Here is a 22,840-nt window from a genome sequence, read left to right as displayed (position 1 = left end):
TTTGATTAAAACCAGTCTGCATATCCTAATTTTCTTAAGTTATCTGCCGATGTTTCCAAACAATCAAATGGATCTTTTCCGTACGTATCATCTTGTTCGATAAGGAAGTATTGTGCACCACTTTCAAGGCCCGCTTCAATAATTGCTTTCATATCTAAGTTTCCTTCTCCAACCTCAGCAAACTCGATTAAGTTCGTGAACTTTCCAAAGAATTTACCCATATCTTTCAAATCTTCTTCTTTAATATCCAGTTTGCCAATACGATAGTCTTTTAAATGTAACAGAGAAATGCGTCCCTTATACTCTTTTATAAATTCAACTGGATTCACCCCAGCTCGTTGGATCCAGTGAACATCCAATTCAAAGCCGAGCTTGGAAGTATTATTTTTTATGATGTCCAGTAAATATTCACCATCATACTTTTGGAATTCGATATGGTGTGTATGATAGTAGAGCTCGATTCCATGCTCGAACAACTTATCTGCCATTGCTTCTGCTCTTTCGATAAATGCCATGATTTGCTCTTTATCACCCATCACATTTAATGGAAGCATACCAATACGCAAGAAATTACAATCAAGTGTTTTACAATCATTAACAATCTTATCGAAATCATCTGTTAGCGTTTCGCCTGGAGCTCCTGGAAGCATTGGTTCTAATGGTGCTGACATTGCTGCGATTTTAATTTCAAAATCTTTGCTGGCTCTTTTTAATTCAGCAACATTCTCTTCAGTCATAGGAATTTGTGAGACCTCTACCGCACCATACCCCAATTCATGCAGCTTTTTCATTGTTTCATATGCTCCTAGTTCTTCCACTTTTCCTTTAAGCATCATCATTTGCACGCCGATTTTACCTTTATTCATTGATATACCTCCATTTTGATTTCTTTTTTTATTTCAGAAGATCTACGAATTGCACTGATAATTTCCATAGATTTTTGCGCATCCCTTGTATGGATATAATCCTGGCTATTATTTTCGATACATGTATAAAAATGATTGATTAGTTTAGAGTGGCTTGCCCCGTAATAGAATTTTGCTCCGGGAAGCTTTGCATCTTCAATAACTCTTTCCTTCTCACCTTTATCATTTGTTTTCGTCAAAATACTATCTTTTATGGTTAATTTGCCTTTTTCCAGGATAACCTGAAATTCTACAGATGAGTTTGTTGCATTTGTTACCGTTGCAAAAAATAAACCAGTTGCACCATTTTGAAACTGAATATTTGCTGTAGCAGTATCCTCTACTTCATAACCATAGTCAAATAGATTATCAATCGATCCTCTAATAGTATTAATTTCCCCACCGATCAACTGCATTTGATCCAGGGTGTGGATTGCTTGGTTGATCACAACACCACCACCGGCCTGTTTCATCGTTCCTCGCCATGGCTTTTCATCATAATAGGATTTTGGTCTGAACCATGTAACCAGTCCTTTTAAGCCGGTGACCTTACCATATTCTCCACTTTCAACAACTTCCAGCAACTTTTCAAAGGTTTCATTTAGGCGGTTTTGAAATGAAACGCATATTTTAATGTCTTTATACGTTTCTTCCAAATCAACTAAAAACATACCTTCTTCCGCGCTTCTGGCCAATGGTTTCTCCAGAAATACGTGCACTCCTCTTTCAACACAAGCTTTGGTCGCAGCGTAATGAAGATAGTGTGGCAGGCAAATATGAACACAATCCAATGCTTCTTTTTCCAGCATTTCAAGATAATCAGTATAAAAAGTTGCATCAGACACGGTATCCTTTAATGTTTCATCAATATCACAAACTGCAACTAGCTCTGCATTTGGATTATCCTGAATGACCGGGATATGAATTTTCGATATATCACCAAGGCCGATAACCGCAATTTTTAACATTGGTCCAACCTCCCTTAAAATGGATGTTCTAAAAGCTAACCCATTTCAAATGAACTGGGTTAGCTTGATCTGTTTATTCAGATTTTTCTTCTTTGATTTTTTTATTTAACTCTGCCAAATATAAATCTTCATCAAGTGGAAGTTCTACCTCTTTGCCTAACCAGCTTGATAAATGGATGGCATTTGCAAGTGCTACACCATTAATACCATCACTGCCTGGTGCAAGTAATGGCGTTCCATCCAATACATTAGCTGCAAAGTTTTCCATTACAGCTGTATGCTGTGCGCCCCATACACTTTCAAATTCAATAACTTCCTCATCATACATTTCTCCAGGACCTTTGCCCATAAAGATCTCCATTACATCCTGCATACTCATTGTTGCACTCATTTCAGATTCAGGTTTTTTCAGGCGTTTTATCGTAACAGTTTTACTATCATCAACCACAATTTTTCCATTGTCACCTAGAATTTCGAATCTGTCAGTTCCCATCACGTCATGTGTAGCGGTAATGAATACTCCAGTAGCACCATTGCCATAATCAAACATTGCCGTAACTTCATCTTCTACTGCAATATCTCTTTGATAACCATATTTCACATTGGAATAAACCTTTTTCGGCATTCCTGCAATCCATTGAAGCAGGTCAAGCTGATGTGGTGCCTGGTTAACAAGTACACCGCCACCTTCACCTTCCCATGTTGCTCTCCATGCACTTTGGTCATAGTAGCCCTGTGGTCTCCACCATGTTGTAATAATCCAATTTGTACGACGAATTTCACCAATTTCACCATTATCAATAATTTCTTTTACCTTTTGATAAAGTTCATTGGTTCTTTGATTGAACATAATTCCAAACGTTACTTCAGGCTTGGTTGCTGCAAATTTATTTAGTTCTTTAACCTGTTTCGTATAAACACCGGCAGGCTTTTCTACTAACGCATGAATGTCTCTCTTTAATGCTTCAATGCCCATCTCTGGGTGTAGATAATGTGGGACACATGTAACAATTGCATCCACATTTCCACTTTCCATCATTTCAATATAATTATCATAAAATGGAACATCCGGATACTTTTCTTCTGCAACTGCTTTCTTCTCTGGATCAACGTCGCAAATTGCTCCGACCTCCATATTATTTACTCTTCCCTCTTTGATGAATTCTGCATAAGCGCCACCTTGTGCACCTAAGCCTACAATACCTAATCTAACCTTTTTCATAATCAATTCTCCTCACTACATATATTTTTGCCTTGTAAGGCGAAATTTCCATACTGTTGCATTCCGAAATACTGACTGAAATGGGGAACGCTTTCAATTCCATATTCCTTTTGCCTTACTCATAGATGATATTTTAGTAAGCAGCTTCCCTACTTTCTAATGTAAGTGCTTGCATATAAAATTATAAACGCTTACATCTAGATTAAAAAGGATTATAATAGCATAGTTAGGATTAATTTAACATGTTTTATTCCTTTTCAAGATCATGAATAATATCACGCCACTTCAAATCCCCACGTTCCAGTGCATGTATAAAAATTTCTGCTGAACCCATATTTGTTGCCAAAGGTATAGAATAAACATCACAAAGACGCATCAATGCCGAGATGTCCGGTTCATGTGGCTGTGCAGTTAATGGATCACGGAAAAAAATAATCATATCCATTTTATTCTCAGCAATCAAAGCACCGATTTGCTGATCTCCACCAAGTGGACCTGATTGAAATCGATAAAGTGATAAACCGGTATTTTCAGCTATTCTCAGACCAGTCGTTCCTGTAGCATAGAGTTCGTGTTTTTTTAGGCTATATTTATAAGCCTGGGCAAACCGAACCATATCATCTTTCTTGAGATCATGAGCTATCAAAGCAATTTTCATACTTTTCTTCCTTTCCTGTAAAAATCATTCACCAATAATTACACGCAGAACATTAGGGTGATCCTTGAATGTCTTCGTTCCAGCACCATAACCGACAGCGGTTACTTTCATAGCAGGCAATGAACTAAATTCTTCAGCAAGTACTGCCGCTATAGCAGCTCCTGTTGGTGTAGTTAATTCTGCTTTTAACTCACTCTCTGCAATAGGAACACCTTTTAAAATATCCAGCGTGGCAGGTGCCGGCACTGGGTAAACACCGTGGTCAATATGAATTTTTCCTCCACCTACCGGAATAGGCGATGATTTGATCATTTCAATTTCCAACTGATCTATTAGTATTGCAGCACCTATTATGTCTATAATCGAATCAACTGCCCCCACCTCATGAAAATGAACGTCATCCAAAGGAACTCCATGAATTTTGCCTTCTGCTTCACCAATTTTCTTAAAGATATTTAATGCGTTTTTTTTCACAACATCACTAAGATCAGAAGATTCAATAAGCCTCACAATATCTTGGTAAGAACGGTGGTCATGTCCATGATGATGGTGACTATGGGTATGATCATGTGAATGATGGTCATGTGTGTGATGATCGTGCGCATGAGTATGGTGTTGCTGTTCTTCATTCGTTAATAAAACATTAAACTTTGTACTTGTGATTCCATTTTTCACAACTTTGTACCATTCTAATTTATACTCATCATCCATATGTAACTTTTTTAATTCTTCTTCCAAATGAGCAGGATCACCACCTGCATCGATTAAAGCACCTATAACCATATCCCCGCTAATTCCTGAAAAACAATCAAAATATAGAATTTTCATTTCATCAGCTCCTTTTTTTGCTATAATGTAATTATATATGGAATGTAATTTCTAAATCTGCCAGTTCCTTGGATCTTTCATTTAATTAATAATGAAAACACTTTCAGTATTTCAACTGGATCTACTTTTTAGACTTTTTGTTTAGTTTGTTCTGTTAACAAATTATTTAAGCATTCCATTAGATTAAAGGGGGATTTACATGGTTACAGGTGACGGTGCTTACATAAAAAAAATAAATAGAAGCTTACTCCTGCAAAAGATTATTGAACATGGTCTGATTTCACGTGCTGATTTATCAAAAATTACTGGATTAAATAAAGCAACTATTTCCGTTCAGGTTGCAAATCTATTAGAAGAAGAATTGATCTATGAAACCCAGCATGAACATAATTCCGTTGGCAGAAAACCAATCATGCTTACCTTAAATAGTAAAGCAGGATATGTATTAGGAATAGATTTTGATTACCACCATGTCCAATATACATTATCCAATTTACAGGGTGAATCTGTTCAAAGTGATACGATTAAACTGGAAAATCATGATTATGATGTTATCGTTCAAATGCTGATTAAGGAAATTCAGAAATATAATGCCCAATGTTCAAACAGCCGTTATGGCCTTGTAAATGTCGTTATCGGTATTCATGGAACAGTTAATAAAGATGAAAGTATTTTATTCGTACCTAAATATCAGTGGCATCATAAAAATTTAAAAGCGGATTTGCAAAAAGAATTAAATATCAATATTGCAATCGAAAATAATGCTAACCTGTCTTCCTATGCGGAAAGAGTATTTAAGTATCATAATAGTGATAATTTATTAAACATTATCTTAAGCTCCGGGATTGGTGCAGGTATTATGATTGACGGCGAAATTCACAAAGGCTACCACGGCTATGCCGGAGAGATGGGTCACATGATTATTTCTCCAGATGGCAAAGCTTGCAAATGCGGCAATAATGGTTGCTGGGAACGCTATGCTTCTGAGCCGTCGTTATTTGAACAATTATCAAAACAGCTGAATATGCCAGACCTGAACTTCGATGACCTGAAAACTTTAATAGATGAACAAGACACTGTGACTTGTGCTTATTTAAAACAATATATCGAATACCTGGCAATCGGATTAAATAACATTATTAATTTGTATAATCCAGAGAACCTGGTAATAAATAGTGACATACTACGAATGTATCCTAATGCTATTGAAGAAATTAAAAGCAACTTAAAGTCATCAGTAAGTCAATACAGGGAAATTACACTATCAGATCTTGGAAGCGAATCCTGTGTCATGGGTGCCTGTGCACTTGCAATTCAACGATTTCTGGAAGTTCCCGAATTGATTTTAAAAATAGATGAAGATGGCATTACTAAAAATGATGTGAAAGTATTAAGCTGATTAGAATGCTTAGCTTATTGCCAGGCTCTTTTTATTATATAAATTGTATCTTATCAGCGATACCAAACCTATCAGTATAAAAAAGAACTCCCGCCACAAGGAAAATGGGAGTTCTTTTTTTAATTCTAGTCATACTTGAAACCTAGAACCAGTTCGTATGGAATACGCCCTCTTTGTCTTTACGTTCATAGGTGTGTGCCCCAAAGTAATCACGTTGCGCCTGAATCAGATTAGCTGGAAGATCTTCCGAACGATAGCTGTCATAATAAGCAATTGCACTTGCGAAAGTTGGTACAGCAATACCATTTTTAATTGCAACGGAAACCACTTCACGTAATGCTGATTGATATCCTTCTACAATTTCTTTGAAATAAGGATCCAGCATTAAGTTAGCTAATTCCGATTTTTGATCATAGGCATCTTTAATCTTTTGCAGGAAGTTAGCGCGGATAATACATCCCCCACGCCAGATCATTGCAATTTCTCCATATTGTAAATCCCATTCATTTTCCTCGGATGCTGCACGCATTTGTGCAAAGCCTTGCGCATAGGAAACAATTTTACTCATGTACAATGCTTTTCTTACTGCTTCAATCAATTCTTCTTTATTACCATCATATTTCTGTGCTTCCGGACCGTTTAGCACTTTGCTTGCTTCTACACGCTCTTCCTTTAGAGAAGAAATAAAACGAGCAAATACAGACTCTGTAATTAATGGAAGTGGAACACCTAAATCCAATGCATTTTTACTTGTCCATTTTCCTGTTCCTTTTTGCCCAGCCTTGTCCATAATCACATCTACAATAGGTTTGCCTGTTTCATCATCTTTTTTCGTGAAAATATCAGCAGTAATTTCAATCAAATAACTATCCAATTCGCCTTTATTCCATTCTGTAAACACTTCATGCAGTTCCTGTGTGTCCATACCAAGTACATGTTTCAAAATGTAATAAGCTTCAGCAATTAACTGCATGTCTCCATATTCGATACCATTGTGTACCATCTTTACAAAATGTCCGGCACCATTTGGCCCGATGTATGTTACACAAGGATCTCCATCTACTTTTGCAGAAATAGCTTCAAAAATTGGGGCTACAAGTTCATAGGCTTCTTTTTGTCCACCAGGCATCATTGACGGACCGTTAAGGGCGCCTTCTTCCCCACCGGAAACGCCCGTACCAATAAAGTGGACTCCAGTTTCATCCAGTTTCTTATTTCGACGAATCGTATCCTCAAATAAAGTATTTCCACCATCGATCAGAATATCACCTTTTTCAAGAAAAGGCTGCAATGATTCAATTGTTGCGTCTGTTGCCGGTCCAGCTTTAACCATCAATAAAATTTTACGTGGTTTTTCCAAAGCATTAACAAACGCTTCGATTGATTTTGCTCCAACAAAATCCTTGCCTTTTGCTTCATCTTCAAGAAAAGCATCTGTTTTTTCCGGTGAACGATTATACACTGCAACAGAGTACCCTCTACTTTCAATATTTAAAGCCAGATTTTTTCCCATTACTGCTAAACCAATAACTCCAATTTGCTGTTTTGACATACCCATTTCCTTTCTACATCTAAGAGTTTTTATTTAAAGTGAAAAATAACGCTTTGCATTTTCATAGCAAATATTACGGACATAATTTTCAAGTAAAGCCATATCCTTTGGTACCTTAGCTTCTTCTACCCATGTACCTAACAGATTACACAATATTCTCCTAAAATAATCATGACGTGCCAGTGATAGAAAGCTTCTTGAATCTGTCAGCATACCAATGAAATTACTAATTAGTCCAATATTCGCCAAAATTTTCATTTGGTTTTCCATACCATCAATTGTATCATTAAACCACCATGCAGTTCCAAACTGAACCTTTCCAGGGATTTCTGCGTTTTGGTAATTTCCCGCCATTGCTGCAAGGACATGATAATCTTTTGAGTTCAAACTATATAGAACAGTTTTTGGCAGCTTGTCTATTTCTTCCAAAGAATCCAATAAACGTGCCAGTTTATCAGCTATAAGTGGATCACCGATTGAATCGAAGCCGGAATCAGGCCCAAGCTTATTGAACATTTTCGTATTATTATTACGTAATGGACTAATATGAAGTTGCATTACCCAACCTTTTTCCGCATACAGCTCACCTAATGTTAGTAATGTATATGTTTTAAATTGATCCACTTCTATTGCTGATAGTTCTTCCCCTTTCAAGCGTTTGGAGAATATAGCTTCTACATCTTCCTTTGAGGTCTTCTCATAATACAATACATTAATGCCATGATCAGAGCTTCGGCAGCCATGTTTATCAAAAAAGTCTACACGGTTTGCTAACTTATCCAGGAATCCATTATAAGTTTCAATCGTTGAATTGGTTACTTCCCCTAGTTTATTCACCCATGGAATAAATTCATCTTTTTCAATACCAAGGCCTTTATCCGGTCTAAAAGATGGAGAGACATTACTTGCAAACCCTTCTTCTGCTAATTTAATATGACTTGCTAAATCATCCGTTGGGTCATCTGTAGTTCCAACAAATTCAACTTTTTCTTGTTTCAATAAAGATCTTACAGATAGTTCCGGTGTTGCTAACTTAGCATTCGCTTCCTTCCAAATAGCCGGAGCTGAATCTTCATTTAAAACTTCATCAATGTCAAAATAACGTAAGAGTTCCAAATGCGTCCAATGATATAAAGGATTACCGAAAGTGTTCGGGACTGTCTTACTCCATGCCAAGAATTTTTCGTAGTCACTTTTGTCGCCAGTTATATAAGCTTCGTCAATGCCATTCGCTCGCATAGCTCTCCATTTATAATGGTCCCCAGCAAGCCAAATCTCGGACAGGTTACTATAATTTTTATCTTTTAATATTTCCTCATGGTTCAAATGGTTGTGATAGTCGATTATAGGTAAATCTTTTGCAGTATTATGATAAAGTTCCCTAGCAGTGTCATTATATAATAAAAAGTCATCTGTAATAAAGGTTTTCACGCTAATCTTCCTTTCTTTGTGTTAATGGTCTATTTATTTTGTTTACTAAACAAACTATTAAGTCTATACTAATATAATATATGTAAACGTTTTATATTTCAACCTAAATATATATGTTATTTGATTTTTATAGGAGGATTTAATTTGAATACAGGAGATGCTAGTTATATCAAACAAATGAACCGAGGAATTTTATTGGAGGAAATCATTAAAAACGTCTCCCTTTCCAGAAGTGATTTAGCAAGAAAGACCGGCCTTAATAAAGCTACTGTATCTGCCCAGGTCAGAGATTTTTTAAATGAAAATATCGTTAACGAAAAAAGTGAAGGTGAACTAACTACACGTGGCAGAAAACCTATCTTGTTAGAAATTAATGCAGATGCTGGTTACAGTATTGGTATAGATATTGATGAACATTTTCTTAAAATATTTTTTACGGATTTACAGGGTAAACCATTTTATAAAATGAATCTTCCTGTTCAAAACTATAAATTGGATGATGTTACCAATCAATTAATTCAAAACATATCTACCCAGATTGAGAAATTCAATCAAATCTATAAACCAATAGGACTTATCGGTGTTGGGATTGGAATCCATGGTATCGTCAATAAAGATCAGGAGATTATCTTCACACCTAAACAGCAATGGTCGAATATTAATATTAAAGACAGACTGGAAGTAGCGTTTAAAACCAATGTACACATTGACAATAATGCCAACCTAAGTGTTTTTGCTGAACAAGTATACAGTGAGCATATTCCAGATTTATTCTGTGTCACATTATACTCCGGGATCGGTTTGGGAATTATAAATGGAAATAAAATATACCAGGGACACCAGGGATTTGCTGGAGAAATCGGTCATATGATCATTGACCCTAAAGGATTAGCATGCTCTTGTGGGAATACAGGTTGTTGGGAATTGTACGCCTCCGAAAAAGTCTTAATCAGCAAACTGAAGGGAAATTTATCTGTTGGTACTTTATCGGATAACTTCGAAAAATTGCTGGGTAAGGAAGAAAACAAGGAGATTGTTGATGAATATCTTGACTATTTGGCTGTCGGTTTAAATAACATTATTAATATTTTCAACCCGGAAAAAGTAATCCTAAATGGAATGATTATTAACGGAAACACACCATTCATTTCAGAAGTTCAGGAAAAATTAAAGTCGAAAATGAATAATTACCGTGAAATAACCAGTTCCAGATTAGGTGAAAACTCTTGTGCACTAGGTGGGGCAGCACTTGCAATTAAAAACTACCTAGGATTAAATATGATTAATTATGTTGAATATGATTATCTTAGTAATTTGGATGAAATTCCCGGTCAATGATTAAACTTATGAAAAGATGATACACACCCATAAACAATAATTAAATAAAAGCCGTTCAGCTCTAACGCTGAACGGCTTTTAGCAATTTAAACGATCTCTGCTTCTAATGAATCCTTAGGTAATACTTCATTCATACTACCTGTTCGATATCCTTTTAAATCCACAGATACATAGGAGAAGCCTAATGAAACAAGTTTAAGGTTTATTTTTTCCTGATGTTTCAGAATATCTGCAATTTTTTCCGGTACTACTTCAATACGGGCTACATTGTCGTGGTATCGTACACGCACCATGTCAAATCCAAGTTTCGCAAGGAAAAGTTCCGCTTGATTTACCTGTTCAATTTTGCTTCTATCAAGTTTTGTACCATATGGAATTCTTGATGCTAAGCTACATGATGCGGGTTTATTCCAAACAGGAAGTTCAAGCTCTTTTGAAAGTTCGCGAATTTCGTTTTTGTATAATCCAACTTCCTGCAGTACACTTCGTACTCCCTCTTCCGTTCTTGCTTTTAAGCCTGGACGAAAATCATCCATATCATCCATAATCATCCCATCAAGTACGTAAGGATAATCCAATTCATTAGCTAACTCTCCCAAATGGAAGTAAAGCATTTTTTTACTGTGATACCAGCTATCCGGATTGTTTGCTATAATTGCTGGATTATCAAGCTCTTTTATTTCTGTTTGATGAACACTTACACCCATTTCCTCTGCAAGCTTTATAGCACCTTCGAATTCTTGCTCGCGAAATAATTCTGATGATACGACAACCGCAAGAACTTGATCACCTAATTCCTGTTGTGCACGCTTCAAGAGAAAGGAACTGTCAACACCTCCGGAAAAAGCAATCATGACACGATCCATGCCGGAAAGTATTTTACCTAGACGGCTATTTTTTTCATTCATTGTCATATTCATTCTTCTCGCCTCACTTTATATTATTTCCCTTATTTAGGGATTAAATTATATGAAATAAATCACGCTTTATATATCTATTGGCCTCATGAAGTCTTTATTAAAACCCTTTCATATTTAGTTTACTGCCCAAATTAATTATTGTCAACAATCGAAGAAGGAATCATTTGATATTTATTGCCACTATGTTTTCTTAGTCAATAATGATAAAACTCTTAGAAAAGATCAATCTATTTCTGGTAATATAGTGTAATAAGCTATTTTTATAAGAGGAGTACCCACAACATGAAAGACTTCAAAAAAATCACCCTGACATGGATCATCATTATTTTATTTTTAATCATTATAATTGTTTTATATAACCGAATGGACAACCAATATACAGAGCCTGGAGAAGATGCTCCAATACCAAGTGAACTACATCCAATTGTGGAAGAAAATAAAGTTATTTTACTGGATAGAGCTACTGATATAAATATTGATCTTGTTATAACAGAAGGAATGAGGTCTTTTTCCAGACAGAACAAATTATATAATCAGGGAAGATCCGGAACTGGTAATATTGTCACATATGCCAAGGCTGGTGAATCCTATCATAATTATGGGTTAGCCATTGATTATGCCCTTAGAAATTCTGATGGGAAAATTATTTGGGATATTCATTATGATGGAAATAATAATGGGAAGGCTGATTGGTTCGAAGTAGCTCAGGTAGCGAAAGAGCTGGGATTCGAATGGGGTGGGGATTTTAAAGATTTCAAAGATTACCCACATTTACAAATGACCTTCGATTTAAGTATAAATCAACTGCAAAGAGGATTGCGTCCCGTTATTGAGGAGGCCGATCAGTAAGCAATTAAATAAAGGACCGCACCAGACTGTGCGATCCTTTATTATTCACCTGGAAATAATATACCTTGTTTTCTTCTTGCTTGTTCTGACCATTTTGCTACAAGTCTGCTTCTTTCCATCCATAAATCATGAGAGACTATATCTTTTTGTTCAATCATTTTAGTAAAAGCCTCTAATTCATAGACCATATCATTTTCCAACTGGTCTTTTGCCAACTCTTTACTTTTCTTCGATTTACGATTGTAAAATGATAACTTTTCAATTGGAGCAACACGGTCGATAGTTAATGCACCATCTTCCCCATGAATTTCGGATGGAATTGACCCTTGGGCTATTTTTGAACATAAAATAGTTACAATAAAGCCTTCGTATGTCATTACTAATGTTCCACTTCCATCAATGCCATTGGATAATAATACAGGGAAATAATCTACAGCCTTTGGTTCCCCGAATAAATCAATCGCCATACTTAGCGGATAAACCCCGAGATCCATTAACGCACCGCCAGCAAATTCCTTTGTGAATACATTTGGCTCCTCCCCATTTTTGTACTTATCATAGCGGGAGGAATATTGAACATATTGCAGCATTACACTACGAATTTCTCCTGCATCAGGTAGTGACTTTTTCAGAATTTCATAATTGGGAGAGAATAAATGTCTGAACCCTTCAAAAACAAATACCTCTTGTTTCTCTGCCAGTTCCTTAACTTCTTTCCACTGCTTTTCCGTAAGTACCATTGGCTTTTCAGAAAAAACATGTTTCTTATTTTCAATGCATTTGAGTATGTGCTCATAATGCATTCCATTTGGAGAAGCAATATAGATGAAGTCTGTCTCTTCAGCCAGCAATGCGTCCAAATCTGTAGTAGCGTTTTTCGCACCATTTCTTTCAGCAAAATCCTTAGCCGACTTTTCTGACCTTGAATAAACAGATTGCAGCTCAGCTATTTTTGAATATTGTGCTGCTTTTATAAATGCTTCTGTGATCCAGCTTGTTCCAATTGTTGAAAACTTCATTCCATCACTCTTTTCTATCCTTATTTTCTTCTGCTCCCGCTTCACCTGGCAACGGATCAACAGAATGTTTGAAAGTATAACCTTTTGAAATTGTAAACATTGACAGTAACAGGACTCCAGCTACCAAAACAACGGAAACAATCCCAACAATAACGATGACCGACATTATAATCCCCTCTTTACTTCAAATAATAAATATTTTCCTGCTGTCCTTGCTTCCAGCCTTTACGCTCAAAAAAGTCATAGACAGTATGATCTTCAGCATCTATATATACGACCATTTGTGTAATTCCTTGCCCATTCGCAAATCGATCCAGTTTAGAATATAAGTGTTCATCAATTCCTTTTTTCTTATAATTTTTTTCTATAGAAAATCTCTCTATGGAAATAATATTATCTTCATTTAATTGAAACTGGATAAATGCTACCGGATCTCCTGAATCTTCTACTATATAAACTCTATTATTCTTTGATCTGATAAATTCTTCAAGTTCCTTCTTTTCTAATGTAGATTCCATTTTTATATGTATATTACTTTTATCATTAGTAATTTCTTGCAGTTTTATATAATCTTCCATTGTTGCTTCTCTTATTTTAAACATCAAATTTCTCCTTACACATTATTGTATGGATAAATCATCCTATAAATCGCTTTTTAAAAAGCACTTATTTTCCTCCATATATTTCCGCAGAAGCATTGTTATAGCAAGTATCATATACTATATGCCTTTCTGTTGTATACATATCAATGGTACTTATTATCAGCTGTTTTGTCTATCTTTAATTAAAAAGTACTTATTCCATCAGTTTTTTGCGAATTCTTTGTATATGAAAGGAAATGGGATCATTATGTAGCATCTTTTGGTATTCGTGAGTCAAATTCTATTAACTGCCATATTTGCTATTTAATTGGAAATTATCTAAAAATATTAAGTTTGAATGAATATTAATAAATCTATAACATTATAGTGTAAGAGTTTGAAAGTTTTACCCCCGTAGATTCTTTCAAATTTTTTTCTTTTTATACAGGTGATTTATACCCGGTATATTGGTCATGATATCACCTAAAAAAAATGTTTCTAATATAAAGGGAGGTCATTTAGAAATGAAAAAATTATTACTTACAACAGTACTATTATTTGCCCTCATTGCATTGGCAGCTTGTGGCAGTTCAGACGATGATTCTGCAAACAGTGATGGTGGCGATAGTGATGAAAGTGGAGAAAGTGCAGAAAGTGGGGACACTTCTGACAGTGTATTAGCAGAATTACAGGAAGCGGGTACGGTAACGGTAGGTTTTGCCAATGAAAAGCCGTACGCATATCAAGAAGACGGTGAGCTAAAAGGTGCTGCGGTTGATATCGCAAAAGCAGTTTTTGCCGAACTGGGAATTGACGAGATGGAATCTCAGCTTGCTGATTTTGGACAGCTTATTCCCGGACTAAAAGCAGGTAAATTTGATGTCATTACTGCAGGTATGGCAATAAACCCGGACCGTTGTGAAAACGCAGCATTTGGTGAGCCTGAAATGCAATACGGGGAAGGTCTCATTGTACAAAAAGGAAATCCACTTGGACTGGAAAGCTACACAGATATTGCTGACAATCCGGATGTTACGGTTTCCGTTATGGCTGGGGCAACAGAAAATGAATTCCTGAAATCAGAAGGTGTAGATCCAAGCCAGATCCAGAGTGCTCCGGATATCCCTGCAACATTCTCAGCAGTTGAGTCTGGAAGAGCAGATGCAACTACCGGTACGGAAATGACGATCAAAATGGCTCTGGAATCCGCTGGTTCTGATCAACTTGAATTCGTAGAGTCATTCGAACAGCCGGATATTGACGGTGTTCCAAGCTATGGTGCAGCTGCTTTCCATCTGGACAATGATGAACTTCGCGAGGCTTACAATGAAAAGCTAGCTGAATTAAAAGAAGATGGAACTGTTGATGAAATGCTTGAAAAGAATGGATTCAGCGCAGAAAGCAACTCAGTGAATGACCCGGAAATTACAGCAGAGAAGATTTGCAGCGGAGAAATTAAGTAAGATAAATAGGATTGACTACTCCATAGGGTCCGGCTCCCTCACCCAGGGGGGCTGACCCTATGGTTTTAATTATTTTTACGTTCATACATTGTTCAATAGATTAATAGACTAATACTGAAGCAAAGGAGTGATTACAATTAGTGCAATCAGTGAAATTTTTCCGGTATTGATGCAGGGTATAAAAATTACGGTTACTGTGCTGTTGGCCTCTATTGTTTGTGGTTATTTATTTGCATTTATCGCAGGTTTCTGCCGCCTTTCAAATAATGTTATCCTTCGCAAATTCACCGGCTTATATGTCGAGGTATTCCGCGGAACTTCATTAATCGTACAGCTATTCTGGCTGTATTATGCACTTCCAATTCTATTTGGCATTGATCTGGGCAGTGACTTCTGGGCAGGTGTACTGGCAATTTCCTTAAACTATGGTGCCTATATGTCCGAGATTGTTCGCGGTTCAATTCTTTCTGTCTCAAAAGGACAGACAGAAGCCGCAACTGCACTGAATATGTCCAGCTTCCAGCGAATGAGACTTGTTATCTTTCCACAGGCTGTTCGAATGATGTTGCCTGAGTTCGGGAATTACCTCATCCAAATGCTTAAAGCTACTTCTCTCGTATCATTAATTGGAATGACAGATATTTTATACTATGGTGACATTCTAAGAAGTTCAAATCTTTCACAGGCACCAACTGTATACTTATTAGTTCTGGTATTCTACTTCATTCTTGCACTTCCATTAATCTTTTTGACACGCAAAATGGAGAGTATATCGAAGAAAGGGGTGGCTAGTGAATGAATAATTGGAATTGGGATACGTTCTTTGAAGCCTTCCCTCTTGTACTTGAAGGTATATGGATTACAATTGGACTGACTGTTGCTTGCTACTTATTTGCATTACTATTTGGGTTTGTCTGGACATTTCTGAGACGAATCCCGATCAAGCCGATAAATTGGTTAGTAACATGGGTAATGGAATTTATTCGCTCCACACCACCACTTGTACAGCTTTTCTTTATTTTTTATGCTTGGCCAATGGTACCGGTAGTCGGTTTCGCAATGGATCCATTTACAAGTGCAGTGCTTGGACTTGGTTTGCATTTCAGCACGTATATAGGAGAAGTATATCGTTCAGGTATTGACGCTGTTGACAAAGGGCAGTGGGAAGCGTCAACAGCATTGAATTTTTCCACCAGACAAAAATGGACAAAAATCATTATTCCACAGGCAATCCCGCCAACCATCCCGATGCTGGGAAACTATCTAATTATTATGTTTAAAGAGGTTCCTTTGGCCTCAACAATCGGTGTGGTAGGAATTCTGCAAATGGCTAACAATTATGGTGCACAGAATTGGGCATACCTTGAGCCGTTAACCATTGTGGCAATCTTATTCTTAATCTTAAGTTATCCATCTGCTATACTTATTAAAAAGCTGGAAGTAAAGATGAATACACGTTTTGATAAAAAAGCAGTAGTAAATAGCAGCAGTAGTAAAGGAGCGGTATGATAATGTCAGAACCAATAGTTACATTTCAGGATGTGCATAAATCATTTGGTGATGTAAAAGTACTTAAAGGTATTGATTTAGAAGTCAAACCAGCCGAGAAAATTGCAATTATCGGGCCTAGTGGTTCAGGTAAAACAACAATTATTCGAATGCTTATGACATTGGAAGAGCCAACTGCAGGCGATATTATTGTCGATGGGAATAACTTATGGAAAATGGAAAAGAACGGAAAAACAGTAGATGCAAATGATAAGCATCTACGGGCAATCCGCGGGGATATTGGCATGGTATTCCAGCACTTTAATCTATTTCCACATATGACAATTTTAGAAAACTGCATGACAGCAATAATTCATGTCAAAGGAGAAAATAAAGAAAAAGCAAAAAAACACTCCATCGAGATGCTGGAAAAAGTTGGGCTTGGCGATAAACTGGATAACTACCCAAGTCAGCTCTCCGGAGGACAAAAGCAACGTGTAGCAATGGCTCGTGCATTGGTTATGCGTCCAAAGGTTATGTTATTTGACGAAGTAACTTCTGCTCTTGACCCGGAATTGGTTGGAGAGGTGCTTGAGGTTATACGTGGTATCGCCAAAGATGGTGAAATGGCAATGATCCTTGTTACACATGAAATGGATTTCGCACTTGATGTTGCTGATAAAGTATTATTCCTGGATGAGGGAGTCATTGCTGAACAAGGTTCAGCAAGTCAGGTCATTGAGCACTCTAAAAACGAACGATTACAAAGCTTCCTGAAGCGTTTCAGAAGTTAACTTTTCACTTAAAGTAAAGTACCCCAGGCTAAAGCCTGAGGTGCTTTTTTGTTTTACCTCAGATTCGATCGGGGCAATTTGTGAGCATCTGTCCAGGTTGCCGAACGGATAACTCTCGGGCTGATGTTCCCACTCTCGGGCTGATGTCTTTTCTCTCGAGCTGATATCCCGCTCTCGAGTCGATGTTCCTTTAAACACAAAAAAGCTGTAACCACCTATGCCAGATGGTCACAGCTTACAATTTCATATTATCAGGTCTTCACCAATAATCTTTACCTCTCGTTCAAGGTTCACGCCAAATTTATCTTTTACAGTATCCTGAACAAAATGGATCAAATCAATATATTCTTTTGCTGATGCTCTATCTTTGTTAACAATGAAGCCTGCATGCTTGAGCGATACTTGGGCGCCACCAATCTGCTTTCCTTGTAAATCGCTGTCCTGAATAAGTTTTCCGGCAAAATACCCTGGTGGCCGTTTGAATACACTTCCACAAGAAGGGTATTCAAGTGGCTGTTTTGATTCTCTTTTATATGTCAGGTCATCCATCATTGCTTTTATGTCTTCATATTTAGCGACTGTTAATGAAAAGGTAGCTTCCAGCACGATATATCCTCTATCCGGAATATTACTGGTACGATAATCTAAATCCAGTTCCTCAGCTGTTAAAGTGAGAAGCTCCCCTGCCCGGTTAACTACTTTAGTACTTGTTAGGACATCTTTCACTTCTCCCCCATATGCTCCTGCATTCATGAATAGTGCACCGCCCACGGAACCAGGAATACCACAGGCAAATTCCAAACCAGATAAACTCTTACTTAAGGCTTCCCGTGAAGCATCAATAATTTTTGCGCCACTTTGTGCAACCATTGTTGTTTCATTTGTTTTGATTTCCGTTAATTTTTGTAAATTCATTACAATCCCGCGAATACCGCCGTCTTTTACGATTAGATTAGAACCATTTCCCAGTAGTGTAAAAGCAATTTTTTCTTTATTTGCCAGCTCAACCATTGCCTGCACCTGCTCATAGGTTTCAGGTGTTACTAAAAAATCTGCTTTACCACCAAGACGGGTATAGGTATAATTTTTTAATGGCTCATTCACCATCACATTTTTCTCAGGTGTAATCTTTATTAATTTTTCATACATATGATGATAATTTATCACCTAGATCATTCCTTTAAAAATTTTATTTAGCTAATAGGTTTTTTAGAAAACATGGGATCCTCCATAATTTTGGGTGGATGCCACAGTTGCAGTTGCACTTATGCAAATACGAAGTTTTATACTTATAAGACTGCCAAATATTAAAGTTATCTGTTACATTGTAAGTCAATCTTCCTCATCTTGCCACAGAAATGAGTGAATTAATTTATCTACATGTTTATTTTCATGTAAAGCACTGTGACCCAGTTTCTCATTTTCAATCATAATTTCCTGTAATTGGTTCCTTGGTATAATAGTTCGTAAAGTTTGTACACTTTCTGGCACAGCAACCGTATCTCCTGTACTGCCTATGCTTAGCACATCAACATCTTTCGGGAATGGATTTTTACGCAACAGTTGGAGTGCAGCTGAATCTGGCTTCAAATCCATTGCCCCGGCATCTCGATGAACATAAAAATATTCCGTACTGTAAATTCCATCAAATGGGCTTCCGATTGTAATAAGCTTGTTAACATTTGGATATTCCACGCCGTTATAATCCGTCAGATACTTAAATGAAACAAGTCCTCCCATCGAATGTCCAACAAGATTAACAGAATCAATAAAATAATTCTCTTTCATATGTTTTAAGACAGAAGCTAACCATTTAGTACTATCCTTAAAACTGGCACGATTATTTTCAAAGATTACCTGGACAAATGTAGGTGCTTCCTTCCCTTTGTTCAGGTTATATTGACGAATTTTCCCTGTTGAGGAGACATGATAAACCAATGCTTTATTTCCCCAGTTATATTTATTTTCAAATCTGTTCAGCATATAGCCGAAGGAATTGGACGTTCCTTTATAGCCGTGAACAAAAACGGTAGGCTGTCCTGTATAAAATTCGGATTTTGCTTTATTCGGCATATAGAAAACTGCTATGATACCAACAAGTATCATGCAGGATGTAGTAACACTGATAATATGTTTCTTTTTCAAAATGTTCCCCTCGTTTATGCATTTTTTCTTAATGTTTTTTGTTTTAAAATAAACCATGTAAAATAAGAAGCAGTTAAAAGTAGAAGAATTTTAACCAATATTAAAGGAATGACAAAAATCACCGTATAAAGCATGGAAACCCAAAGCACAACTACACTTACAATTTTAGCTTTTAATGGTATTCCTTTGCCCATTCGGTAATTTTCGATATAGGATCCAAAATATTTATTTGTAATTAACCAATGATATAATTTTTCAGAGCTTCTAACATAACAGGCAGCTGCTAATAAAAGCAGCGGGGTTGTTGGCAATAACGGCAAAAATATTCCCAAAACTCCTAGTCCTAAGGATAAGGATCCAGCAATAATTAGTAAAATCTTTTTTATATAACCCATGTTTAACACCAGCTGTAATAATTTTATTTTCCTATACTATTATAGCACTTATAATCCTGCTTTTCCTCAAAACAATAAGGATATTGTATGAATTTTTATTTGATCAGCTTTTCAATAGCATGAAATTCCGGCTGCCGATCTTTAAATGTGGCTATATACTTAAAACCTAATGATTGAAGGATATCAAGTGAATCCTTAAATTGATAGGCCAATGTAGTTTCAACATGGGAATCGGATCCAAGTGTAATGATTTCCCCGCCACATTCTTTGTACAATTTTAAAATATCAGTGCTCGGCATTCCGCCATCCATTCCATAACGAACACCAGAGGTATTTAATTCAATCCCCTTGCCGCTCGGAATAATTTCATGGAAAATTTGTTGAATAATATCATGGAAATTATGCTCGCTTTGTTGCTTTGTATATCGTTTCACCAAATCCAAATGTCCTAAGATATTGTAATTCTTATAGTTTTTCACACAATACAGTAATTCCTCGTAATACGTTTGATAGGCTTCATCCACAGTTTTATTTTTAAAAAAGTCCCCTGAATGAAGATCCTTCTTTTCAGTTGTATGCATGGAACAAATGACAAAATCAAAGACTTCATTTTTAAAAAGTTCTTCATATTTATTTAAAAGATGTGGTTGGAGCCCAATCTCGATTCCTTTTTTAATTCGGATCTCATCCATATATTTTGATTGCATTTGTTTAATTTTCTTATCATACTCTTCTAAATCAAATTCAAAGACGATTGATTTATCGGGATACTCATAATCAATATGCTCTGTAAAACATATTTCCTCAAGTCCCAATATAATTGCTTGCTCAATTGTTTTTTCCATTGGTGTTTCACAATCTGCAGAAAAATTACTATGAATATGGTAATCAAACATTTTAAATTCTCCTTTTTCTCTTGACTTTTTTGTCTATAATTATTAGAATACTATATAACTTTAATTAGTTAAAGCGATAAAGTGATAAAGCGTTAAATGAGAGGAGTTATTTCATGCAACCCTATGTGATTGATGCCAACAATGGCAGTAGTGTTGAAGATTTTCAGATTCGAGAAAACCTGATAACAACATTAAAAAATCGCTTTACTACATACGGCTATAAACAGGTAAGAACATCAACCTTTGAATATTATGATTTATATTCTACCATTTCCGGTACCGTAAATAAGGATGAAATGATAAAAGTAATAGATTCCGGTGGAAAAGTATTGGTGCTGCGTCCAGATGTAACCATCCCTATTACTAGAATGATAGCATTAAATAAACAACATTTATCAGATAACCTCAGACTTTTCTACATGTTGGATGTTTTTCGTCAATCAGTTGAACAGGCTGATGAAAAAGAAAGTACACAGGCAGGTATTGAATATTTTGGAGAAAATAAACCTGAAGTAGACTCCGAGGTAATTATGCTGGCAATTCATACACTAAAGGATCTTGACTTTTCAAATTTTAAAATAGAGATGGGACATGCGGGATTTTTTAAAGAGCTTATATCACAAACAACCTTATCCCAAGCTGAAATAGATCAGCTGCAAATTTTAATACAATCAAAAAACATTGTTGAAATGGAACCATTTCTAACAAGCTTATCAATAAATGAGGATGTGAAAAAGGCCATCCAAATGATTCCACTACTGTATGGAGATCCAGCCCATGTTATCCAACAGGCCAAAGATATTATTTTAAACGATGAAATGGAGGTACTGTTACAAAATCTAATCGAAGTATATGAAGTGATAAAAGACTATGGTGTGGAAGATTCCATCGTATTTAATTTCGGATTAATTAACAATATGAATTATTATTCGGGGATTATTTTCCAGGGATTTGTAGCCAATGTCGGAAAGCCGGTTTTAATGGGTGGAAGATATGACAACCTCGGTGAACAATATGGCACTGGAATGCCCGCAATTGGATTTGCCTTTGAAGTTGATTTACTATTACACGCACTCAATCAGCAAGGTTTGTCAGACGATCAGAACCCATCAGTGGATATGATTATTTATTATGAAAAGCTAAAGCAACGGGAAGCATTATCTACCGCATTCAGACTGCGTGAGGCAGGATATCAGGTTTTAACATCATTGTCAGACACAAATAACACAGCTTCCCCGACATATATTGTCAGCTATGAGGAAAATCAGAATCAATTTTTGCTTAACGGCAAAAAGACGGAATTCTCAAGCTATGCTGACCTTTATGAACTGCTACGGGATGAGAAAGGAGAGGTAACTTGAGTTATATAACACTGGCATTAGCAAAAGGGAGGACTGCAAAAAGCACCATCACTCTCTTGGAAAATACAGGTATTCAGTTTAAAGATTTCCATGAAGACTCAAGAAAGCTGGTTTTCTATGATAGTGATAAAACGATTAAAGTCGTTTTTGTCAAAGCCGTTGATGTACCAACATATGTGGAAAAAGGCGCTGCAGATATTGGAATCGTAGGAAAGGATAACATTTTAGAATCACAGGCAGATGTTTATGAAATGCTTGATTTGAAGCTAGGAAAATGTAAATTTGTAGTTGCAGGGAAAATAGGCTCAACGCTGGAAAAGAAGCAAAAACTTACGATTGCCTCAAAATACCCGACGATTGCAAAGAAATTTTTCCAGAAAATAAACCAACCGATTGAAACAGTGAAACTAAATGGCTCCGTAGAATTGGCACCATTAATTGGGCTCGCTGATTATATTGTAGATATTGTTGAAACAGGTAATACAATCAATGAAAATGGATTAACTATTTTAGAGGAAATAGAAGATATCAGTACAAGATTAATTGTTAATAAAGCTAGTTTTGCTACTAAATCTGATAATATCCGCCAATTTATCAATAGATTAAAGTCAGTTCTGGAGTGATAATC

Annotated in this window: 24 protein-coding genes; 9 read left to right on the top strand and 15 right to left on the bottom strand. The window is 36.3% G+C overall.

Going from position 1 to position 22,840, the window contains the following annotated elements; translation table 11 throughout:
* Nucleotides 1-5: 5 nt before the first annotated feature.
* The 5 genes from CIL05_RS05805 to larC all read right to left on the bottom strand — a co-directional run bounded on the left by CIL05_RS05805 (nucleotide 6) and on the right by larC (nucleotide 4,581).
* Nucleotides 6-866 (bottom strand): sugar phosphate isomerase/epimerase family protein, encoded by an 861-nt coding sequence (locus CIL05_RS05805; protein ID WP_095654579.1) that lies wholly within the window; start codon nucleotides 864-866, stop codon nucleotides 6-8.
* On the bottom strand, nucleotides 863-1,873 hold the full coding sequence (locus CIL05_RS05800; protein ID WP_095654578.1) for a Gfo/Idh/MocA family protein: 1,011 nt from the start codon (nucleotides 1,871-1,873) through the stop codon (nucleotides 863-865). The genes CIL05_RS05805 and CIL05_RS05800 overlap by 4 nt, the downstream gene beginning before the upstream one ends.
* 73 nt (nucleotides 1,874-1,946) lie before the next feature.
* Nucleotides 1,947-3,095 (bottom strand): Gfo/Idh/MocA family protein, encoded by a 1,149-nt coding sequence (locus CIL05_RS05795; protein ID WP_206207750.1) that lies wholly within the window; start codon nucleotides 3,093-3,095, stop codon nucleotides 1,947-1,949.
* Between the two features lie 247 nt (nucleotides 3,096-3,342).
* Nucleotides 3,343-3,753, bottom strand: a complete 411-nt coding sequence (gene mgsA / locus CIL05_RS05790; protein WP_095654577.1) for a methylglyoxal synthase — start codon at nucleotides 3,751-3,753, stop codon at nucleotides 3,343-3,345.
* 24 nt (nucleotides 3,754-3,777) lie between these two features.
* Complete coding sequence (gene larC, locus CIL05_RS05785; RefSeq protein ID WP_095654576.1) at nucleotides 3,778-4,581, bottom strand: nickel pincer cofactor biosynthesis protein LarC; 804 nt, start codon at nucleotides 4,579-4,581, stop codon at nucleotides 3,778-3,780.
* 199 nt (nucleotides 4,582-4,780) lie between these two features.
* Here larC and CIL05_RS05780 point away from each other — a divergent pair, with 199 nt between their 5' ends.
* Nucleotides 4,781-5,980 carry an ROK family transcriptional regulator gene (locus CIL05_RS05780; RefSeq protein WP_095654575.1) on the top strand — a complete coding sequence of 400 codons (1,200 nt, stop codon included), beginning with the start codon at nucleotides 4,781-4,783 and terminating at the stop codon, nucleotides 5,978-5,980.
* Between the two features lie 142 nt (nucleotides 5,981-6,122).
* Here CIL05_RS05780 and gnd read toward each other — a convergent pair whose 3' ends face one another.
* Nucleotides 6,123-7,532 (bottom strand): NADP-dependent phosphogluconate dehydrogenase, encoded by a 1,410-nt coding sequence (gene gnd, locus CIL05_RS05775; RefSeq protein WP_095654574.1) that lies wholly within the window; start codon nucleotides 7,530-7,532, stop codon nucleotides 6,123-6,125.
* A gap of 33 nt (nucleotides 7,533-7,565) precedes the next feature.
* Nucleotides 7,566-8,963, bottom strand: a complete 1,398-nt coding sequence (gene uxaC, locus CIL05_RS05770) for a glucuronate isomerase (protein WP_095654573.1) — start codon at nucleotides 8,961-8,963, stop codon at nucleotides 7,566-7,568.
* Between the two features lie 144 nt (nucleotides 8,964-9,107).
* On the opposite strand from uxaC, the gene CIL05_RS05765 reads away from it, so the two are divergent.
* On the top strand, nucleotides 9,108-10,301 hold the full coding sequence (locus tag CIL05_RS05765; RefSeq protein WP_095654572.1) for an ROK family protein: 1,194 nt from the start codon (nucleotides 9,108-9,110) through the stop codon (nucleotides 10,299-10,301).
* An 86-nt stretch (nucleotides 10,302-10,387) separates the two neighbouring features.
* Here CIL05_RS05765 and larE read toward each other — a convergent pair whose 3' ends face one another.
* A complete protein-coding gene (gene larE, locus CIL05_RS05760; protein WP_095654571.1) occupies nucleotides 10,388-11,221 on the bottom strand; it encodes an ATP-dependent sacrificial sulfur transferase LarE in 834 nt (277 codons plus the stop codon).
* A gap of 282 nt (nucleotides 11,222-11,503) precedes the next feature.
* Between larE and CIL05_RS05755 the strand changes: the two genes are divergently transcribed.
* Complete coding sequence (locus CIL05_RS05755) at nucleotides 11,504-12,070, top strand: M15 family metallopeptidase (RefSeq protein ID WP_095654570.1); 567 nt, start codon at nucleotides 11,504-11,506, stop codon at nucleotides 12,068-12,070.
* A 41-nt stretch (nucleotides 12,071-12,111) separates the two neighbouring features.
* Here CIL05_RS05755 and CIL05_RS05750 read toward each other — a convergent pair whose 3' ends face one another.
* From CIL05_RS05750 to CIL05_RS05740, 3 genes are read right to left on the bottom strand one after another with little or no spacing between them, the layout of a single operon-like run.
* On the bottom strand, nucleotides 12,112-13,089 hold the full coding sequence (locus CIL05_RS05750) for a Gfo/Idh/MocA family protein (protein WP_095654569.1): 978 nt from the start codon (nucleotides 13,087-13,089) through the stop codon (nucleotides 12,112-12,114).
* A gap of 4 nt (nucleotides 13,090-13,093) precedes the next feature.
* Entirely contained in the window at nucleotides 13,094-13,255 is a 162-nt protein-coding gene (ytzI, locus tag CIL05_RS05745) for a YtzI protein (protein WP_095654568.1), read from the bottom strand.
* 13 nt (nucleotides 13,256-13,268) lie between these two features.
* On the bottom strand, nucleotides 13,269-13,691 hold the full coding sequence (locus CIL05_RS05740; protein ID WP_095654567.1) for a GNAT family N-acetyltransferase: 423 nt from the start codon (nucleotides 13,689-13,691) through the stop codon (nucleotides 13,269-13,271).
* Between the two features lie 503 nt (nucleotides 13,692-14,194).
* Here CIL05_RS05740 and ehuB point away from each other — a divergent pair.
* The 4 genes from ehuB to ehuA all read left to right on the top strand — a co-directional run bounded on the left by ehuB (nucleotide 14,195) and on the right by ehuA (nucleotide 17,415).
* Nucleotides 14,195-15,133, top strand: a complete 939-nt coding sequence (gene ehuB, locus CIL05_RS05735; RefSeq protein ID WP_095654566.1) for an ectoine/hydroxyectoine ABC transporter substrate-binding protein EhuB — start codon at nucleotides 14,195-14,197, stop codon at nucleotides 15,131-15,133.
* Between the two features lie 136 nt (nucleotides 15,134-15,269).
* A complete protein-coding gene (ehuC, locus tag CIL05_RS05730; RefSeq protein WP_095654698.1) occupies nucleotides 15,270-15,932 on the top strand; it encodes an ectoine/hydroxyectoine ABC transporter permease subunit EhuC in 663 nt (220 codons plus the stop codon).
* Nucleotides 15,929-16,642, top strand: a complete 714-nt coding sequence (gene ehuD, locus CIL05_RS05725; protein ID WP_095654565.1) for an ectoine/hydroxyectoine ABC transporter permease subunit EhuD — start codon at nucleotides 15,929-15,931, stop codon at nucleotides 16,640-16,642. The genes ehuC and ehuD overlap by 4 nt, the downstream gene beginning before the upstream one ends.
* 2 nt (nucleotides 16,643-16,644) lie before the next feature.
* On the top strand, nucleotides 16,645-17,415 hold the full coding sequence (gene ehuA / locus CIL05_RS05720) for an ectoine/hydroxyectoine ABC transporter ATP-binding protein EhuA (protein WP_095654564.1): 771 nt from the start codon (nucleotides 16,645-16,647) through the stop codon (nucleotides 17,413-17,415).
* Nucleotides 17,416-17,658: 243 nt separating this feature from the next.
* On the opposite strand, the gene murB is transcribed toward ehuA, so the two are convergent.
* The 4 genes from murB to CIL05_RS05700 all read right to left on the bottom strand — a co-directional run bounded on the left by murB (nucleotide 17,659) and on the right by CIL05_RS05700 (nucleotide 20,851).
* Nucleotides 17,659-18,564: a UDP-N-acetylmuramate dehydrogenase gene (gene murB / locus CIL05_RS05715; RefSeq protein WP_439144827.1), complete on the bottom strand. Its 906-nt coding sequence runs from the start codon at nucleotides 18,562-18,564 to the stop codon at nucleotides 17,659-17,661.
* 183 nt (nucleotides 18,565-18,747) lie between these two features.
* Nucleotides 18,748-19,560 (bottom strand): alpha/beta fold hydrolase, encoded by an 813-nt coding sequence (locus CIL05_RS05710; RefSeq protein WP_095654562.1) that lies wholly within the window; start codon nucleotides 19,558-19,560, stop codon nucleotides 18,748-18,750.
* A 14-nt stretch (nucleotides 19,561-19,574) separates the two neighbouring features.
* The gene (locus CIL05_RS05705; protein ID WP_095654561.1) at nucleotides 19,575-19,955 is read right to left on the bottom strand and encodes a YbaN family protein; all 381 of its coding nucleotides are present in this window, start codon (nucleotides 19,953-19,955) and stop codon (nucleotides 19,575-19,577) included.
* A 95-nt stretch (nucleotides 19,956-20,050) separates the two neighbouring features.
* Complete coding sequence (locus CIL05_RS05700) at nucleotides 20,051-20,851, bottom strand: histidinol-phosphatase HisJ family protein (protein WP_095654560.1); 801 nt, start codon at nucleotides 20,849-20,851, stop codon at nucleotides 20,051-20,053.
* A gap of 113 nt (nucleotides 20,852-20,964) precedes the next feature.
* Between CIL05_RS05700 and hisZ the strand changes: the two genes are divergently transcribed.
* Nucleotides 20,965-22,212 carry an ATP phosphoribosyltransferase regulatory subunit gene (gene hisZ, locus CIL05_RS05695; protein ID WP_095654559.1) on the top strand — a complete coding sequence of 416 codons (1,248 nt, stop codon included), beginning with the start codon at nucleotides 20,965-20,967 and terminating at the stop codon, nucleotides 22,210-22,212.
* On the top strand, nucleotides 22,209-22,835 hold the full coding sequence (hisG, locus tag CIL05_RS05690) for an ATP phosphoribosyltransferase (protein WP_095654558.1): 627 nt from the start codon (nucleotides 22,209-22,211) through the stop codon (nucleotides 22,833-22,835). Before hisZ ends, hisG begins: the two co-directional genes overlap by 4 nt.
* Nucleotides 22,836-22,840: the final 5 nt, after the last annotated feature.

This window comes from Virgibacillus profundi (assembly GCF_002287375.1).
GTDB lineage: Bacteria > Bacillota > Bacilli > Bacillales > Amphibacillaceae > Virgibacillus_K > Virgibacillus_K profundi.
Note: the sequence above shows the minus strand (reverse complement) of the source record. Positions and strands in the feature narration are given on the sequence as shown.